This window comes from Lentzea sp. NPDC059081 (assembly GCF_042738015.1).
GTDB lineage: Bacteria > Actinomycetota > Actinomycetes > Mycobacteriales > Pseudonocardiaceae > Lentzea.
Window position 1 is genome coordinate 193,891 of sequence record NZ_JBHYGW010000004.1, and the last position, 15,214, is coordinate 209,104.

Annotated in this window: 14 protein-coding genes; 10 read left to right on the forward strand and 4 right to left on the reverse strand. The window is 69.7% G+C overall.

Annotated elements, in window-relative coordinates:
• Positions 1-15 precede the first annotated feature (15 nt).
• The 3 genes from pyk to ACFWV3_RS11420 all read left to right on the forward strand — a co-directional run bounded on the left by pyk (position 16) and on the right by ACFWV3_RS11420 (position 3,061).
• Positions 16-1,440 (forward strand): pyruvate kinase, encoded by a 1,425-nt coding sequence (pyk, locus tag ACFWV3_RS11410; protein WP_382410826.1) that lies wholly within the window; start codon positions 16-18, stop codon positions 1,438-1,440.
• Positions 1,441-1,541: 101 nt separating this feature from the next.
• Entirely contained in the window at positions 1,542-2,453 is a 912-nt protein-coding gene (gene tesB, locus ACFWV3_RS11415) for an acyl-CoA thioesterase II (protein ID WP_382410828.1), read from the forward strand.
• A gap of 68 nt (positions 2,454-2,521) precedes the next feature.
• Complete coding sequence (locus ACFWV3_RS11420; RefSeq protein ID WP_382410830.1) at positions 2,522-3,061, forward strand: Uma2 family endonuclease; 540 nt, start codon at positions 2,522-2,524, stop codon at positions 3,059-3,061.
• On the opposite strand, the gene ACFWV3_RS11425 is transcribed toward ACFWV3_RS11420, so the two are convergent.
• Positions 3,058-3,564, reverse strand: a complete 507-nt coding sequence (locus ACFWV3_RS11425) for an Lrp/AsnC family transcriptional regulator (RefSeq protein ID WP_382410832.1) — start codon at positions 3,562-3,564, stop codon at positions 3,058-3,060. The genes ACFWV3_RS11420 and ACFWV3_RS11425 overlap by 4 nt on opposite strands.
• A 59-nt stretch (positions 3,565-3,623) precedes the next feature.
• Between ACFWV3_RS11425 and ACFWV3_RS11430 the strand changes: the two genes are divergently transcribed.
• Entirely contained in the window at positions 3,624-4,217 is a 594-nt protein-coding gene (locus ACFWV3_RS11430) for a LysE family translocator (RefSeq protein ID WP_382410834.1), read from the forward strand.
• On the opposite strand, the gene ACFWV3_RS11435 is transcribed toward ACFWV3_RS11430, so the two are convergent.
• Positions 4,200-4,502 carry a DUF2218 domain-containing protein gene (locus ACFWV3_RS11435; RefSeq protein ID WP_382410836.1) on the reverse strand — a complete coding sequence of 101 codons (303 nt, stop codon included), beginning with the start codon at positions 4,500-4,502 and terminating at the stop codon, positions 4,200-4,202. The genes ACFWV3_RS11430 and ACFWV3_RS11435 overlap by 18 nt on opposite strands.
• 120 nt (positions 4,503-4,622) lie before the next feature.
• Here ACFWV3_RS11435 and gndA point away from each other — a divergent pair, with 120 nt between their 5' ends.
• Positions 4,623-6,053: an NADP-dependent phosphogluconate dehydrogenase gene (gndA, locus tag ACFWV3_RS11440; protein WP_382410838.1), complete on the forward strand. Its 1,431-nt coding sequence runs from the start codon at positions 4,623-4,625 to the stop codon at positions 6,051-6,053.
• Between the two features lie 17 nt (positions 6,054-6,070).
• The gene (gene dacB, locus ACFWV3_RS11445; protein ID WP_382410840.1) at positions 6,071-7,588 is read left to right on the forward strand and encodes a D-alanyl-D-alanine carboxypeptidase/D-alanyl-D-alanine-endopeptidase; all 1,518 of its coding nucleotides are present in this window, start codon (positions 6,071-6,073) and stop codon (positions 7,586-7,588) included.
• Positions 7,589-7,642: 54 nt separating this feature from the next.
• Here dacB and ACFWV3_RS11450 read toward each other — a convergent pair whose 3' ends face one another.
• Positions 7,643-9,862 (reverse strand): SulP family inorganic anion transporter, encoded by a 2,220-nt coding sequence (locus ACFWV3_RS11450; protein WP_382410842.1) that lies wholly within the window; start codon positions 9,860-9,862, stop codon positions 7,643-7,645.
• 406 nt (positions 9,863-10,268) lie between these two features.
• Entirely contained in the window at positions 10,269-10,586 is a 318-nt protein-coding gene (locus ACFWV3_RS11455; protein ID WP_382410844.1) for a hypothetical protein, read from the reverse strand.
• Positions 10,587-10,733: 147 nt separating this feature from the next.
• On the opposite strand from ACFWV3_RS11455, the gene ACFWV3_RS11460 reads away from it, so the two are divergent.
• The 4 genes from ACFWV3_RS11460 to ACFWV3_RS11475 all read left to right on the forward strand — a co-directional run bounded on the left by ACFWV3_RS11460 (position 10,734) and on the right by ACFWV3_RS11475 (position 15,206).
• Positions 10,734-11,582, forward strand: coding sequence for a helix-turn-helix domain-containing protein (locus tag ACFWV3_RS11460; RefSeq protein ID WP_382410846.1), 849 nt, complete (start codon positions 10,734-10,736; stop codon positions 11,580-11,582).
• Positions 11,583-11,606: 24 nt separating this feature from the next.
• On the forward strand, positions 11,607-11,798 hold the full coding sequence (locus ACFWV3_RS11465; RefSeq protein ID WP_382410848.1) for a DUF397 domain-containing protein: 192 nt from the start codon (positions 11,607-11,609) through the stop codon (positions 11,796-11,798).
• 334 nt (positions 11,799-12,132) lie between these two features.
• Positions 12,133-14,961, forward strand: a complete 2,829-nt coding sequence (locus ACFWV3_RS11470) for a BTAD domain-containing putative transcriptional regulator (RefSeq protein WP_382410850.1) — start codon at positions 12,133-12,135, stop codon at positions 14,959-14,961.
• Positions 14,962-15,050: 89 nt separating this feature from the next.
• A complete protein-coding gene (locus ACFWV3_RS11475) occupies positions 15,051-15,206 on the forward strand; it encodes a hypothetical protein (protein ID WP_382410852.1) in 156 nt (51 codons plus the stop codon).
• The last annotated feature ends 8 nt before the right edge of the window (positions 15,207-15,214 follow it).

Here is a 15,214-nt window from a genome sequence, read left to right on the forward strand (position 1 = left end):
CTACTCTCTCTAGACGTGAGTCGACGCGCAAAGATCGTCTGTACCCTCGGTCCCGCCACTGGCACGCCGGACAAGGTCCGCGACCTGGTAGCGGCCGGTATGGACGTGGCCAGGATGAACTTCAGCCACGGCAGCCATGCCGACCACAAGCAGGTTTACGACATGGTCCGCGCGGCAGCCGACGAGTCCGGCCGCGCCGTGGGCATCCTCGCCGACCTCCAGGGCCCCAAGATCCGCCTCGGCCGCTTCGCCGCGGGTCCGGTCGACTGGAACACCGGCGACGTCGTCCGCGTCACCGTCGAGGACGTCGAGGGCACGCACGACCGCGTGTCGACGACGTACAAGGAGCTCGCGAAGGACGCCAAGGTCGGCGACCGCCTGCTCGTCGACGACGGCAAGGTCGGCCTCGTGGTCGTCGACGTCGAGGGTTCCGACGTCGTCTGCGAGGTCACCGAGGGCGGACCCGTCAGCAACAACAAGGGCCTCTCGCTGCCCGGCATGGACGTCTCCGTGCCGGCGCTGTCGGAGAAGGACATCGAGGACCTCGAGTTCGCGCTCTCGCTGGGCGTGGACTTCATCGCCCTGTCGTTCGTGCGCTCCCCGGCGGACATCGACCTGGTCCACCAGGTCATGGACCGCTCGGGCAGCCGCCGCCTCCCGGTGATCGCGAAGATCGAGAAGCCGGAGGCCGTCGACAACCTCGAGGCCATCGTGCTCGCCTTCGACGGCGTCATGGTCGCCCGCGGTGACCTGGGCGTGGAGCTCCCGCTGGAGCACGTGCCGCTCGTGCAGAAGCGCGCGATCCAGATCGCCCGCGAGAACGCGAAGCCGGTCATCGTCGCGACCCAGATGCTCGACTCGATGATCACGAACTCCCGCCCGACCCGCGCCGAGACGTCCGACGTCGCGAACGCGGTGCTGGACGGCGCGGACGCCCTGATGCTGTCCGGCGAGACCTCGGTCGGCCGGTACGCCATCGAGTCCGTGCAGACCATGGGCCGCATCATCGAGGCCGTCGAGACCGAGTCGGTCGTCGTGCCGCCGCTGACGCACGTCCCGCGCACCAAGCGCGGCGTGATCTCGTACGCGGCCCGCGACATCGGCGAGCGCCTCAACGCCAAGGCGCTGGTCGCGTTCACGCAGTCCGGCGACACGGTCCGCCGTCTCGCCCGCCTGCACACGCACCTGCCACTGCTGGCGTTCACGCCGGAGCCGTCGGTCCGCTCGCAGCTGTCGCTGACGTGGGGCACCGAGACGTTCCTGGTCCCGAAGGTGGAGTCCACCGACGAGATGGTCCGCCAGGTCGACGTGGCCATGATCGAGATCGGCCGCTACTCCGCGGGCGACCTCATGGTCGTCGTCGCCGGTTCGCCTCCCGGCACGATCGGGTCGACGAACCTCATCCGCGTGCACAGGCTGGGGGAGGACGACCACGCGTAAGTGGTCGGCCTCTCAGTCAGCCCGACGGCCCCACGCCCTCATACTGTTCGTGTGAGGACGCGGGGCCGTCGCCGTGTCCGTTCCGCTAGGAGAGTTCTGCCGTGACTGAGGCCGCCCGAGCCGCCGCTTCGCACCCGTCCGGGCTGAGCGGGCAATCCGCAGTGGACGACCTGGTCGCGTTGCTCGACCTGGAACGCATCGAGGAGAACATCTTCCGCGGCGTCTCCCCGGCCGAGTCGCCGGTGCGCGTGTTCGGCGGCCAGGTGGCCGGCCAGGCCCTGGTGGCCGCGGGCCGCACTGTGCCGGTCGAACGCCGCGTGCACTCGCTGCACTCGTACTTCATCCGCCCCGGCGACCCGCGCGTGCCGATCGTGTACGAGGTGGACCGCATCCGCGACGGCCGCTCGTTCACCACGCGCCGCGTCGTGGCCGTGCAGCACGGCAAGGCGATCTTCTCGCTGTCGGCGTCGTTCCAGATCAAGGAGCAGGGCGTCGAGCACACCTCGGAGATGCCTTCCGTGCCGGACCCCGAGTCGCTGCCGACGTGGCAGGAGTCCGCCGCGACCTACCCGCTGGTGAACCTGAAGTTCCCGCGCCCGATCGACGTGCGGTACGTGACGGAGCCGCCGTGGGAGTCGCGTGAGGACGGTCCTGGCAAGGCCGCGTCGCGGGTGTGGATGAAGGCGGACGGCAAGCTGCCGGACGATCCGATGTTGCAGCTTTGTGTCATGACCTACGCGTCGGACATGACCTTGCTGGACGGGGTTTTGGCCCGGCACGGGGTTTATTGGGGGCTGGACAAGGTTCTGGGGGCTTCGTTGGACCACGCGATGTGGTTCCACCGGGCTTTTCGGGCTGATGAGTGGTTGTTGTACGACACCTCGTCGCCTTCTGCCTCTGGGAATCGGGGGTTGGCCACCGGGCGGTTCTTCACGCAGGACGGGGCTTTGGTGGCGACTGTGGTGCAGGAGGGGTTGATCCGGGTGATCAAACCTTCACCCGATGAGGTCTGAGTTCGCTTAAGCGTTCGAACCCCGATGTGAGTGATCAAGGCGGAACCGGGGCGCGTCGATGATCGGGTGTGATCACGACGCTGGACGCTTACGACGCGATGGCCGAGGACGAATGCAGGCGGTACGAACTCGTCCACGGTGTTCTCGTGGAGATGCCGCCGCGCACGCCACACCACCAACGCGCGCTTATGGCGTTCACGCATCAACTTGACGGGCAGCTGCCCTCTGAGCTCGACGTAGTGCACTCGTTCGACGTGGTGCTCGCGGACAGGGGCTGCCCATTGATGCGTAAGCCTGACGTGGTGGTGGCGTCGAGCCGGGCATTTCGCGACGACGTCACGCGGTTCGCCGCTGAGGACGTGGTGCTGGTGGTCGAGATCATGTCCGAGGAGTCGGGGCGCGTCGACAGCGTCACCAAACCCAAGGAGTACGCCGAAGCGGGAATAGCGCACTACTGGCTGGTGGAGCTCGGAGACCCGATCAGCCTCACGGCGTTCGAACTCGTGGACGGCATTTACAAGCTCGTCGGGGACTGTGTGGGCGAGGTGCAGCTGACTCGGCCTGCCCCGCTGACGTTCGACCTCGACGCGCTGACTCGCCGGCGCTAAACCTTCCGGCGGCGGTGCGCAGGCCGCAGGTTCGAAGGCGGCGTCAAAGCCCGAGTCTCCACCCGCTCCAACACCACCGAAGACGTCAAGTTCCGCACCTCCGTCCGCGAAGCGATCTTGTCCATCAAGAACGCCTGCAGGTGCGTCGAATCAGCCACCGCGATGTGGATCAGGAAATCCGCCTGCCCCGAGACGTGGAAGATCGACCGAGTCTCCGGCTGCGCCATCACGAACGCCCGAAAGCCGGCCACCACGACACGGGTGTGCGGACGCACGTTCACCGAGATCACCGCCTCCAACGGCAGCCCGGTCAACGCGGGGTCCACGACCGCGTGGCACCCGGTGATCACGCCGAGGTCGCGCAGCCGCCGCACCCGTTGCAGGCACGACGAGGGCGCGAGGCCGACCACCTCGGCCAGGGTGCGGTTCGGCAGGGTGGCGTCGTTCTGCAACTCCTCCAGGATGTGCCAGTCGACCGAATCCAGTTCGGCTTGTTCGCGCATAACCGAACATCGTACTGACCTGCTGGAACACAGGCGAACGACGGAAAAGGATCGGCGACATGCACATCGCGTGGACGTCGTTCCTGGTCGCCCTCCTGGTCATCATGATCGTGCCGGGGCCGGACTTCGTGCTGATCATGAGCAACGCCGCCAAGAGCACGAAGAAGGGTGTCGAGGCGGCCCTCGGGGTGATGACCGGGCTGCTGGTTCACGCGACGCTGGCGACGGTCGGGCTGTCGGCGCTCGTGGCGGCGGCGCCCACGGCGTTGTTCGCGGTCAAGGCGGTCGGGGCGGGGTACCTGGCCTACATCGGGTTCCAGACCATCAGGTCGGCCAGCAAGCCCGTGCACGAGCAGCCGCGGCAGCGCCACGCGTTCCTGCGCGGGTTGTTGTGCGATCTGTTGAACCCCAAGGTGATGCTCACGTTCCTGAGCCTCATCCCGCAGGCGATGGACCCGAACGCCGCGCCCCTCCCGCAGGCGGCGCTGCTGAGCGCGGTCACGGTCGGCGTGTTCGCGGCGTTCTGGGCGGTCGTCGTGCCGTCGGCGCGTCAGCTCGGGAACCTGCTGAGCAGGCCGAGGACGCGGACGGTGTTCGAGAGAACGTGCGGGACCGCTCTCATCGGGCTGGCGGCGTCAGTTCTCGCTACCTGAGTCCCAGGTGACCGAGAGCTCGTCGCGGGTGCCGAAGCGGACGAGGTGGCGTTCCACGACGTCGCGCAGACGGGCTGTGTCCTCCTCGGACGAGGCCACCACGCGCATGATCAACGCGTCCGGTGCCGCCTCGAACTCCGCCAGGCCGCCCGAGAAGCGGACGAACCCGCGATCGTCCTCCCAGGACCCTTCGAGGTCCTTGTGCGTGAAGTGCTTCACCAGCTGCGATCCGTACCTGGAGGCACGGTCGGTCGCCGAGCGTCCCACGCTCGTGAATTCGGTCATGAAGCCAACTTACGCCTAGCCATACGTACGGGCACGTGACGCGGTTCACCTGGCAAAACGGAGTCTGAGAACACCCTGTGACGTCTCGCGCAAAGGCGGAGAACACGGCAGGCTGTGCGCATGACGGAAGGCAAAGCACGTATCGCGGTCACCGGTCTTGCCACCATGGGCAGCAACCTCGCGCGCAACCTCGCGCGGCACGGCTTCAAAGTCGCCGTGCACAACCGGACGCCCGCGAAGATGAAGGCCCTGCTCGAGGAGCACGGCCACGAGGGCGACTTCGTCGGCGCCGAGACGCTGCAGGACCTGGTCGACAGCCTGCAGACGCCGCGCCAGATCATCATCATGGTCAAGGCGGGTGGCCCGACCGACGCCGTCATCGACGAGCTGAGCGGGATCCTCGAGCCGGGCGACATGGTCATCGACGGCGGCAACGCGCACTTCAACGACACGCGCCGGCGTGAGGCCGCGCTGAAGGAGAAGGGGCTGCTGTTCGTCGGCGCCGGCATCTCCGGTGGCGAGGAGGGCGCGCTCAACGGGCCCAGCATCATGCCCGGTGGGCCCGCGGAGTCCTACGAGCACGTCGGTCCGGTGTTCGAGGAGATCGCCGCCAAGGTGGACGGTCAGCCGTGCTGCGTGCACGTGGGGCCGGACGGCGCCGGGCACTTCGTGAAGATGGTGCACAACGGCATCGAGTACGCCGACATGCAGCTGATCGCCGAGGCGTACGACCTGCTGAGCCGCATCGGCGGGCAGTCGCCGGCGGAGATCTCCGAGGTCTTCACGCAGTGGAACTCGGGCGACCTGGAGTCGTACCTGGTCGAGATCACCGCCGAGGTGCTCAAGCACGTCGACGCCGACGGCACGCCGCTCGTGCACGTGATCGAGGACGCCGCGGAGCAGAAGGGCACCGGCCGCTGGACCGTGCAGGAGGCGCTGGAACTGGGCGTGCCGGTCACCGGTATCGCCGAGGCCGTGTTCGCGCGCAGCCTGAGCGGGCACGTCGAGCAGCGCAAGGCCGTGCGCGCCGCGTTCGGTGCCAGCGAGGTCGTCGCGAAGCCGGACGTCGAACTGGTCGACGACGTGCGCCAGGCGCTCTACGCGTCGAAGGTCGTCGCGTACGCGCAGGGCTTCGACATGATCAGGGAAGCGTCGAAGAACTTCGACTGGAACATCGACCTCGGCGCGATGGCGACGATCTGGCGCGGCGGCTGCATCATTCGCGCCCAGTTCCTCAACCGCATTCGTGAGGCATACGACACGAACGCGGATCTGGCGTCTCTTTTGGTGGACGAGTACTTCCGCGACGCCGTGCAGAACGCGGAGGCCGCTTGGCGCAGGGTGGTAGTCCGTGCGGTGGAGTCCGGCGTCCCAACGCCGGGTTTCGTGTCCGCTTTGGCCTACTACGACGGCCTCCGTTCGGAGCGACTGCCTGCCGCCCTCGTGCAGGGGCAGCGCGACTTCTTCGGCGCACACACGTACAGGCGCACCGACAAGACCGGTAGCTTCCACACTTTGTGGTCAGGCGACAGGTCTGAGGTGGAAGCGTGAAATTAAAGGTTCTGGGGGTGGTCGTCGCTGCGGCGGCAGGGTTGACCCTGACGTCCAGCGGCGGCGCGGTGGCCGTCGACAACGAGGCCCTGACCGCGGATCTCGACACGATCCTCGCCGACCCCGCGCTGAACGGCGCGGACGTCGGCCTGGTCGTCCGGGACGCGAACACGGGCGATGTCGTCTACACCAGGACGAGCTCGCGTCGTCAGCAGATCGCTTCGAACATGAAGCTGCTCACGACGACGTCGGCGCTCGACCTGCTCGGCACCGACTACAAGTGGAAGACCGAGCTGCTGTCCTCGGGCACGCGCAACGGATCGACGTTGCAGGGCGACCTCGTCCTGCGCGGCACCGGCGACCCGACGATGAGCAGGTCGAGGTACGCGGCGTTGGCGACGACGCTGAAGAACAGCGGTGTCACGAAGATCAGCGGTTCGCTGGTCCTCGACGGCACCGCGTTCGACGCCCAGCCCTACGGTTCGGGCTGGGCGTGGGACGACGAGCCGTTCTCCTACAACGCGGAGACCTCCGCGCTGACGCTGTCGCCGGACGCGAAGTTCAGCGCCGGCACGGTGCTCGTGCGGGTCAAGCCGGGCGCCGCGGCGGGTGCCCCGGTCATCGCCACGTCCGAGCCGGAGAACGACGTCGTCCACGTGGTCAGCACGGCGACCACCGGCAGCGGTGGTGTGAGCGTCGAGCGCGACCACGGCACGAACGTGATCAGGGTCAGCGGGTCGACGAACGTCGAGACGGTGGCGCTGGCGTCGGTGAAGGACCCGACCGCGCTGGTCTCGTCCGTGTTCCGCAACGCGTTGCGGGACAACGGGATCGAGTTCACCGGCGACGTGCGCAGGGCGGCGGCCCCGGCCGGTGCCGCGGTGCTCGCGTCGGACCAGTCGCAGACGCTGGGCCAGCTGCTCACGCCGTTGATGAAGGACAGCAACAACATGCTGGCCGAGGTGCTCGTGAAGTCGGCGGGCAGGTCGTTCACCAACGGGGTCAACCAGCTGAGCACCAAGTGGTCCGGTCTCGGCGTCGACCCGAACGGGGTCGAGGTCTTCGACGGCTCCGGCATGTCCCGGCTGGACCAGTTCTCGCCGGACGCGCTGGCGTCGATCCTCATCAAGGCGAAGACGAAGCCGTGGTTCTCCACCTGGCAGGCGACCCTGCCGGTGGCCGGTGTCGACGGCACGCTCGTCAACCGCATGAAGAACACCCCGGCCGCGGGCAACGTGAAGGCCAAGACCGGCTCGCTCAGCGGCGTGTCGGCCCTGTCCGGCTACGTGCGCACGGCGGCGGGACGTGATCTCGTGTTCTCGATCGTGCAGAACAACGTGCTGCTGTTCAACAGCCCGAAGTCCATCGAGGACAGGGTCGCGGTGCGGCTCGCCTCCGACGGCGGGACCCAGGTTGCGCAGCAGCCGCAGGTCCAGTCGGTGCCGCAGCAGCGCAAGGTCCCCGCGCAGGAACGCGCCGACGTTCCGGCGAAGGAGCGCTTCGACGTGGAGTGCTCCTGGATCGGCACCTGCTAGATCGGTGAACGGAACTGGGGCCGCCTCGGGAAACCGGGGCGGCCCCAGCGTTTTCTAGGCCGGTGACGGCACGGGCTCCAGCCCGTTGCGGTCCGGGTCGACCAGGTAGACGCGGGCGTTCGAGATGTCGAAGTACATGCCCTTCAACGTCAGCGTGCCCGCCGCGATCGCCTCGCGCACGCTCGGGAAACCGAGCAGGTTGTCGAGCTGCTGCGCGACGTTCGCGACCGCGAGGCGGTCGGCCACCGGCAGGTCCGCGCAGCCGGGCGACGTCGGCGCGTGGAACCGGATCAGCGACGGCTCGGCGTTGCGCAGCCACGAGTGCAGGTGCGACCCGCGCGACGCGGACCCCTGCACCAGCGCCTTCATCGCGCCGCAGTCCGAGTGTCCACACACGACGATCGTGCTGACGTTCAGGATCTCCACGGCGTACTCGACCGCCGCCCCGACCGACCTGTCGTCGGCGGACGCCATCGGCACCAGGTTGCCGATGTTGCGCACGCAGAACAGGTCACCCGGCCCGGACGTGGTGATCAGGTTCGGCACCACGCGCGAGTCCGCGCACGTGATGAACAGCTGCTGGGGACGTTGCCCGCGCACCGCCAGCTCGTGCAGGAACGGCCGCACCAAGGGCGCCGACCTGCGCTCGAACTCGTGCATTCCCAGCAGCATCGGGTCGGACGACTGCTCGACGGACGACCGTTGCGCGGGCAGCGTCACCGCGTCCGGAGCGCCCTGCCAGTGCGACCACGGCGCGAACCACCGGGGCAGCGGGCCCGGCAACGTCTTGCGGCCTCCCGGTTTCCCCTGGCTCGCCCGGTCGTACCAGGTGTCGTGCACCTCGTCGACCCGCACCGAACCACCCGTGCGCTCGTAGTTCTCACGCCAGTCGTTGATCGCCTCGTACGACGCGTGGTCGAGGTAGTCGATGTGCAGCTCCAGCACCACGGTCCGCCCCGCCGGCATCCGCCGCAGCTCCCGCACGAGCCGGCCGACGCCGAGGAACACCAGCGACCCGCGCACGCACACCCGGTCGCCCTCGACGCGCACCGAGCAGTGCGTCAACCGGTACAGCGCGCGCAGCAGGGCGACGACCAGACCGGCCACCACGCCCTCGAGGAGTCCGAAGAGGACGACGCCGAGCGCCGTCGCCGCGTAGACGAGGAACTCCCGGTGCTGCAGCAGGTTCCTCATCCTGCTGACCGACACCAGCTTCAACCCGACCACGAACAGCACGCCCGCGAGCGCGGACAGCGGGATCAGCTCCAGGGCGGGCGCGAACGCCAGCACCGCCACCGCGATCCACACGCCCTGGAACACCGCCGCGTACCGGGTCTTCGCGCCCGCGGCGACGTTCGTGGAGCTCCGCGCGAGACCACCGCTGATCGGGAACCCGCCGAGCGCGCCCGCGAGCACGTTGCCGGTGCCCTGCGCGACGAGCTCCTTGTCCAGCCGGGCGCGCGGCCCGTCGTGCAGCCGGTCCGTGGCGACCGCCGACAGCAACGACTCCATGCTCGCCACCAGCGCGACCGTCACGACGGCCGTCAGCACCGTGCCGACGCTGCCCCGCGGCATCTCCGGGAACACCAGCGCGTGGCTGTCCGGCAGGTCGACGCGGGAGACGTCGAGGCGGAACGCGAACGCCAGCGCGGTCGCCGCCGCCACCGCGACGAGCGGGGCGGGGATCACCGAGGCGCGCGGAACACGGGGCCACAGCAGCAGAACGGCGATCGCCACGACCCCGGCGACGACGGAGCCCACCCGGAAGTCCAGCAGCTCACCCGGCAGCAGGGCGATGTTGCCCGGCACGGTCGGCGCCGCCGTGCCGCCCAGCACCACCACGAGCTGCCCGACCGCGATGGACACGCCGATGCCCGCGAGCATGCCGTGCACGACGGCGGGGGACAGCGACATCACCAGCCGGCTGATCCCGGTGAGCCCCAGCGCGATCTGCAGCGCGCCCGCCGCCAGCGTGATCGCCGCGGTGGCCGCCCACCCGAACTGCGCCACGAGACTCGCCACGATCACCACGAGCCCGGTCCCCGGCCCGCTGATCTGCAACGGCGCGCCGCTGATCGCGCCCACGACCACCCCGCCGATGACCGCGGAGATGATCCCGGCCATCAACGGCGCGCCGGTCGCGTGCGCGATGCCGAGCGACAGCGGGATCGAGATCAGGAACAGCACGAGGCTCGCGGGCAGGTCGTTCTTGAGGATCACCGGGGGACCGTGCGGGGTGTGGTCACCGGCGTTGGACCTCTGGAGGTGGTTCACGGCAGTCGTTTCCCTTTCCTGGAACGGCGGCATGGCCCTGCGCGACGAGACGCACAGGGCGGGGAGGGGAGCGAGACGAGGTCGCGCGCTGCGGGCGCGCTAAGGCAGGCGCTCTAAGGGCAGCATTCGGCGCGGCCGGACGGCTTCGAGCGCGTCGGCGCGGTCATGCGGGGTCGGCACGGGAACACCTCCGTGTCGGCACAGGCATCGAGGGGTCGGGATCAGGCCGCGTCACGACCATGATGACGGCGAAAACGGTGCTGTGACAGATGTTTCAGCCAACCGTGTTGATCTTCGCTCGCAGACGTCACAGCTGGTGACGACGAAGGAGGGCCGGCTCCGGTCGGGGGGTGCGGAGCCGGCCCAGGTCGTGACGAGTTCCGAGGAACTATCGGGTTCCGCGGATTCAGCCCACCGGGCGCAGGTGCTTGCCGTGCGAAGTCTCCTGGCCGACCACGGTCAGGATCAGCTGCGCCGAGAGGTAGGCGCGGCACGGTGCCGGCACCCGGCGGGAGAGCCAGCCGCGCTTGCACGTCGCGCACCTGCCGTGCTCGTCGGGCTGGTGCTCGTCCAGCAGCGCCTTCACCACCGCGACCACCCTCGGCAGCTCAACCCTGGCGAGCACGAGGGCGGTCTGGTCGTCACCGCGCTGGGCCAGATCGGTGAGCGTGGCCAGGTGGGAGTGCAGCGACTTGTCCAGTTGGCTGAACACCGTGACGGCCATCAGGCTCAGAGCTCCAGTCCTAGCGTGAGCAACCCATGCAGCCTGTCCCCCTCCTCATGAGAACTGCAAGTTGCAGTACACGAATGGATGACGTCCCTTTGCGGTTCGCTCCTTTGCTTTCAAACTGAGAGCGACCAGGAGGTGTGGATGCCACGGGGTAGCAGCCCGACCGTGCGCAAGAGGCGGCTCGTGAGCGAGCTCCGGCGACTGCGCGAGGCGGCCGAGCTGACGATCGAGGAGGTCGGAGAGCGCCTGGAGTGCTCCGCCTCCAAGATCAGCCGCATCGAGACGGGGCGTGTGGGGGTGAGCCCGCGGGACGTGCGGGACATGCTCACCGCCTACGGTGCGGACTCCGCCACCCTGGATGAACTGGTCCAGCTGGCCAGGGAAGCCCGCCGCAAGGGGTGGTGGGACGAGTTCGGCGACATCGTGCCCGGTCGTTACGTGGGGTACGAGGCCGACGCGGACTCCATCAGGGCCTACCAGGGCCTGATGATCCCCGGACTGCTGCAGTGCGAGGCGTACACGAGGTCGCTGATCTCGCAGGTGCTGCCGGACGCGAGCGCCGCGGAGATCGACCGGCGCGTCCGGTTGCGCAAGGCACGGCAAGCCTTGCTGAGCGAGGACGACCCGTTGCGCCTGCACGTCGTCATCGACGAGGCGGCCCTGCGCAGGCTCGTCGGCGGCACCGGGGTGATGCGTGCGCAGATGGCGCGTCTGCTCCAAGCCGGTGCGATGCCGAACGTCACGGTGCAGGTCGTGCCGTTCGACGCCGGTGGTTACGCTGCGATGGACGGGCCGTTCGTCATCCTGAGCTTCCCGGAGCAGCTCGACCCCGACGTGGTCTACATCGAGAGCACCAGAAGCGGCGTCTACCTGGAGCAGCCGGGTGACGTCAGTTGGTACGCCGAGGTGTTCGAGCGTCTGGTGACAACCGCCCTGCCCCCGGCGGGATCTGCTTCCCTGATCACCGAAGTCGCTCGCACCCTCGCGTGAGTCGAGACCAGGAGTGAGCACAGAGTGGAAAGCTTGCGTTGGCGCAAGAGCAGCCGTTCGTCCGCCAGCGGACCCGACTGCGTGGAGATCGCGCTCGTCGGGCCCGGAGCGGCGGTCCGTGACAGCAAGAACGCGGAAGGCGGTCGGCTGAGGTTAGGCGCCGGAGGGTGGGAGACCTTCCTCGCCGCCGCGAAGACCGGCTCTTTCGTCAGCTGATCGACAGGTGCAGAGCAACGCCCCGGCTGGATGACCCAGCCGGGGCGTTGCCCGTTCCAAGGGGGTTGGAAGGGGGACGTGGGCCGGCCGGCGTTCCGCCGCCGCGGGCTGGATGCCCCTTGCACGCCGGCCGCCCCACGTCGATCATGGGGAGCAGCGGGTGTTCCGCTGTCCGGTCCAACTCCCGTCGACTGTTCGATCACCGGTTTCCGTTGATCTCGCCGTCTGTGGTTGGTTGGACACGCTAAGCGTAAGAATGGCTTCTACAGCACGACTGGAGCCCGACTGAAGTGATCTTCAAGCTCCAGGTGGCCACCAGGCGAAGGACAGATCGGTGACGCACGGCGAGGAACCCCTCAGGTACGAGGTTCTCGGCCTTCTCCGAGTCGTTCGCGCAGGTCAGGACGTCGATCTCGGGGCGGCGAAGCAACGCGCCGTGCTCGCGGTCCTGCTGCTGGCCCGCAACACCCCGGTGAGCCGCGGGCAGATCATCGAGGCCGTCTGGGGCGACAACGTCCCCTCCAGTGCCGTGAATTTGGTCCAGACCTATGTGGCCGGACTGCGCCGGGCGCTCGAACCGGCCCGCGCCCGCCGCGCTCCCGCCGAGCTGCTGACGTCCGTGGGCGACGGCTACCTGATGCGCGTCGAGCCCGGCGCGCTCGACCTCGACGTCTTCGAACGTCAAGTCCTGCTCGCGAACCGCATGCGCGCCGCCGGGGACCTGGCCGGAGCCGCGGTCGAGCTGGACGACGCGCTGGCGTTGTTCCGCGCCGAGCCGCTGGGCGGTGTCTCCGGCCTGCACGCCGACGTCGAACGCGGCCGTCTCGTCGAACGGCGGCTCGCGGTGCTCGAGGAACGCGCCGAGCTCGGCCTCGCGATCGGGCAGGGACCGGAGCTGGTCTCGCAGCTCGGCACGGTGGTCGTCGAGCACCCGCTGCGCGAACGCGGCCACGGCCTGCTGATGCGGGCGCTGGTCCAGGCGGGCCGCCAGGCCGAGGCACTGGCCGCCTACCGGGAGGCGCGGCGCGTGCTGATCGAGGAGCTCGGCGTCGAGCCGGGGCCCGAGCTGCGCCGCGTGCACCAGGCCGTGCTGGCGGGGGACAGTCCCGAGCCGGAACGCGCGCCGGTGCGCGTGGCCCCGCAGGCGCCAGAGCCCGTCCCGGTGACGATCCCGGCCCAGCTGCCGCGGGCGCCGGTCGCGCTGGTCGGCAGGGACCCCGAGCTCGCGGCCATGGACGCCGTGCTGCGCGACCACGACGGCCCGGTGCTGCTCGTGACGGGTCCGGCGGGCGTCGGCAAGACGGCGCTGGCGCTGCACTGGGCGCACCGCGTGCGCGAGGACTTCCCGGACGGCCAGCTCTACGTCGACGTGCACGGCTACGACCCGAACCGGGAACCGCTGGAGATCGGCGAGGTGCTCAACCGGTTCCTGCGCGCGCTCGGCGTCCCGGCCGGGGACACGCCGGTCTCCGTCGACGAGCGCTCCGCCCTGCTGCGGACGCTGCTGGCCGACCGCCGCATGCTCGTGATGCTCGACAACGTCCGCAGCTCGGCCGAGCTGCTGCCGCTGCTGCCGGGCGCGCCGTCGTGCGTCGTGGTGACGTCGCGGCGCCGGCTGGTCGGGCTGGTCGCGCAGGTCGAGGCGAAGCTGGTCGAGCTGGACATGCTCGACCCGGACGCCGCCGTCGACGTGCTGGGCCGCATCGCCCGCCGGTCCGGCATGGAGTCCGACGCACTGCGGCAGCTCGCGGCGCTCTGCGACGGCCTGCCGCTGGCGTTGCGCATCGCCGCGGCCCGGCTTGCCGTGGCGCCGAAGCTCGCCGTCGCCGAGCTGGTCGAGGAGTTGCAGGACGAGCACGGCCGGTTGGCGGCCCTGGGCCTGGAGGACGGCGAGGGCACCGTGCGCGCCGCCCTGGACGCCTCCCGCCGTGCCTTACCCGCGCTGCCCTCGCGGTTGCTGGCGATCGTCGGCCTGCACCCCGGAGCGGACCTGACCGCGTTCGTGGTGGCGGCGATGGGCGACGTGGCGCTGGTGGAGGCGCAACGCGCGCTGGACGCGCTGACCGCCGCGAACCTGCTGTCCGTCAGCGAACCCGGCCGGCACGTGGCCCACGACATGGTCCGCGTCTACACCAAGACCCTGGCCGGCGAGCTGTCCGAACCGGAACGCCGGGCCGCCACGGGCCGGATGCTCGACTACTACCTGCACTGCGCGGACCTCGCGGACGGCATGCTGCCGATCAACCGCGGCAGCGTCCTGGTCGCGCCGGAACACCGGCCTGTGCACGTGCCCACGCTGTCCGGTGCCGCGGACGCGATGGCGTGGTTCGACGCCGAGCGCGCGAACCTGATCGCCGTGACCGAACACGCCGCTGCCGCCGGCTGGCACGTCCACGCCTGGCAGCTGCCGTACACGCTGTCGCGCTACCTCTGGCTGCGCACCGAGCGCGAGACCTCCTTGCGCATCACGGAAGCCGCGCTGCAGGCCGCGATCGCGCTGAACGACGACGACGCGCGGTTCGTGATGCAGTTCAACCTCGGCGTCGCACTGCTGCAGTTCGAACGCTTCGAGGAGGCTCTGGAGGCGCAGCGCGGCGCGTTGGAAACGGCTCGCCGCAAGGAGGACGTGCACCAGCAGGCCCGCGCACTGACCACGGTCGCCGGCACCCTGCTGGACCTGGGCCGCGCCGAGGAGTCCGAGGCGCACTACCGCGAGGCGATGGAGGTCTCGCGGATCGCCGGGTCGAAGTGGGCCGAGGCCAACGCGCACCACCACCTGGGCCTGCTCTACCTGGCGACGCAGCGGTTCGACGACGCGATGCCGTGGCTGCGGGTGGCGCTGAAGATGTACCACGAGGTCGGTGAGCAGTGCGGCGAGGCGGCGTGCCACGTCGACATCTCCACGGCGTTGCTGGAGACGCGCGACACCGAGGGAGCGCTCTCGTCGGCGCGGACGGCGCTGGCGGTGGCCTCGGACGCCGTCTCGCCCTACCACCAGGCGCTGGCGCACGACCGGCTGGCGGCGGTGTTCGACCAGCTCGGCGCTCCGGGCGCGGTGGCGCACTGGCAGCGGGCGCTGGCGTTGTTCACCGAGCTGGGAGCACCGGAGGCGGACGGCGTGCGGGCCCGGCTGGCCAGGACGCGCGCGGTGACCGTGGCGTAAGGGGTCGCCGGCCGGGTAAGGGGTTCGCCGCCGGGGTCTGCGTGATCGCCCGATGCCTCCGGCCCGGCCTCAGGACGACCCTCGTCGTCATGACGGAATGGACCCCTGAGGCGATCAAGGCGGAAATCGAGTACCGGCGCGGCAACGCCCGGTGCAACTGGCAGCGGTCCCACGGCACCGGCCCGTCGTGGCTGCGGCGGGTGATCCACCGCACCTCGCGGAAACACGGCGGCGTCGGGGCATGACGTGTGCG

Bases quoted from the DNA above. Each gene is read 5' to 3' on its own strand.
- ACFWV3_RS11425 (WP_382410832.1), bottom strand. From the start codon at position 3,564: ATGCGCGAACAAGCCGAACTGGATTCGGTCGACTGGCACATCCTGGAG.
- ACFWV3_RS11475 (WP_382410852.1), top strand. From the start codon at position 15,051: ATGACGGAATGGACCCCTGAGGCGATCAAGGCGGAAATCGAGTACCGG.
- ACFWV3_RS11460 (WP_382410846.1), top strand. From the start codon at position 10,734: ATGCCACGGGGTAGCAGCCCGACCGTGCGCAAGAGGCGGCTCGTGAGC.
- gndA (WP_382410838.1), top strand. From the start codon at position 4,623: ATGACGGAAGGCAAAGCACGTATCGCGGTCACCGGTCTTGCCACCATG.
- ACFWV3_RS11435 (WP_382410836.1), bottom strand. From the start codon at position 4,502: ATGACCGAATTCACGAGCGTGGGACGCTCGGCGACCGACCGTGCCTCC.
- ACFWV3_RS11430 (WP_382410834.1), top strand. From the start codon at position 3,624: ATGCACATCGCGTGGACGTCGTTCCTGGTCGCCCTCCTGGTCATCATG.
- ACFWV3_RS11455 (WP_382410844.1), bottom strand. From the start codon at position 10,586: ATGGCCGTCACGGTGTTCAGCCAACTGGACAAGTCGCTGCACTCCCAC.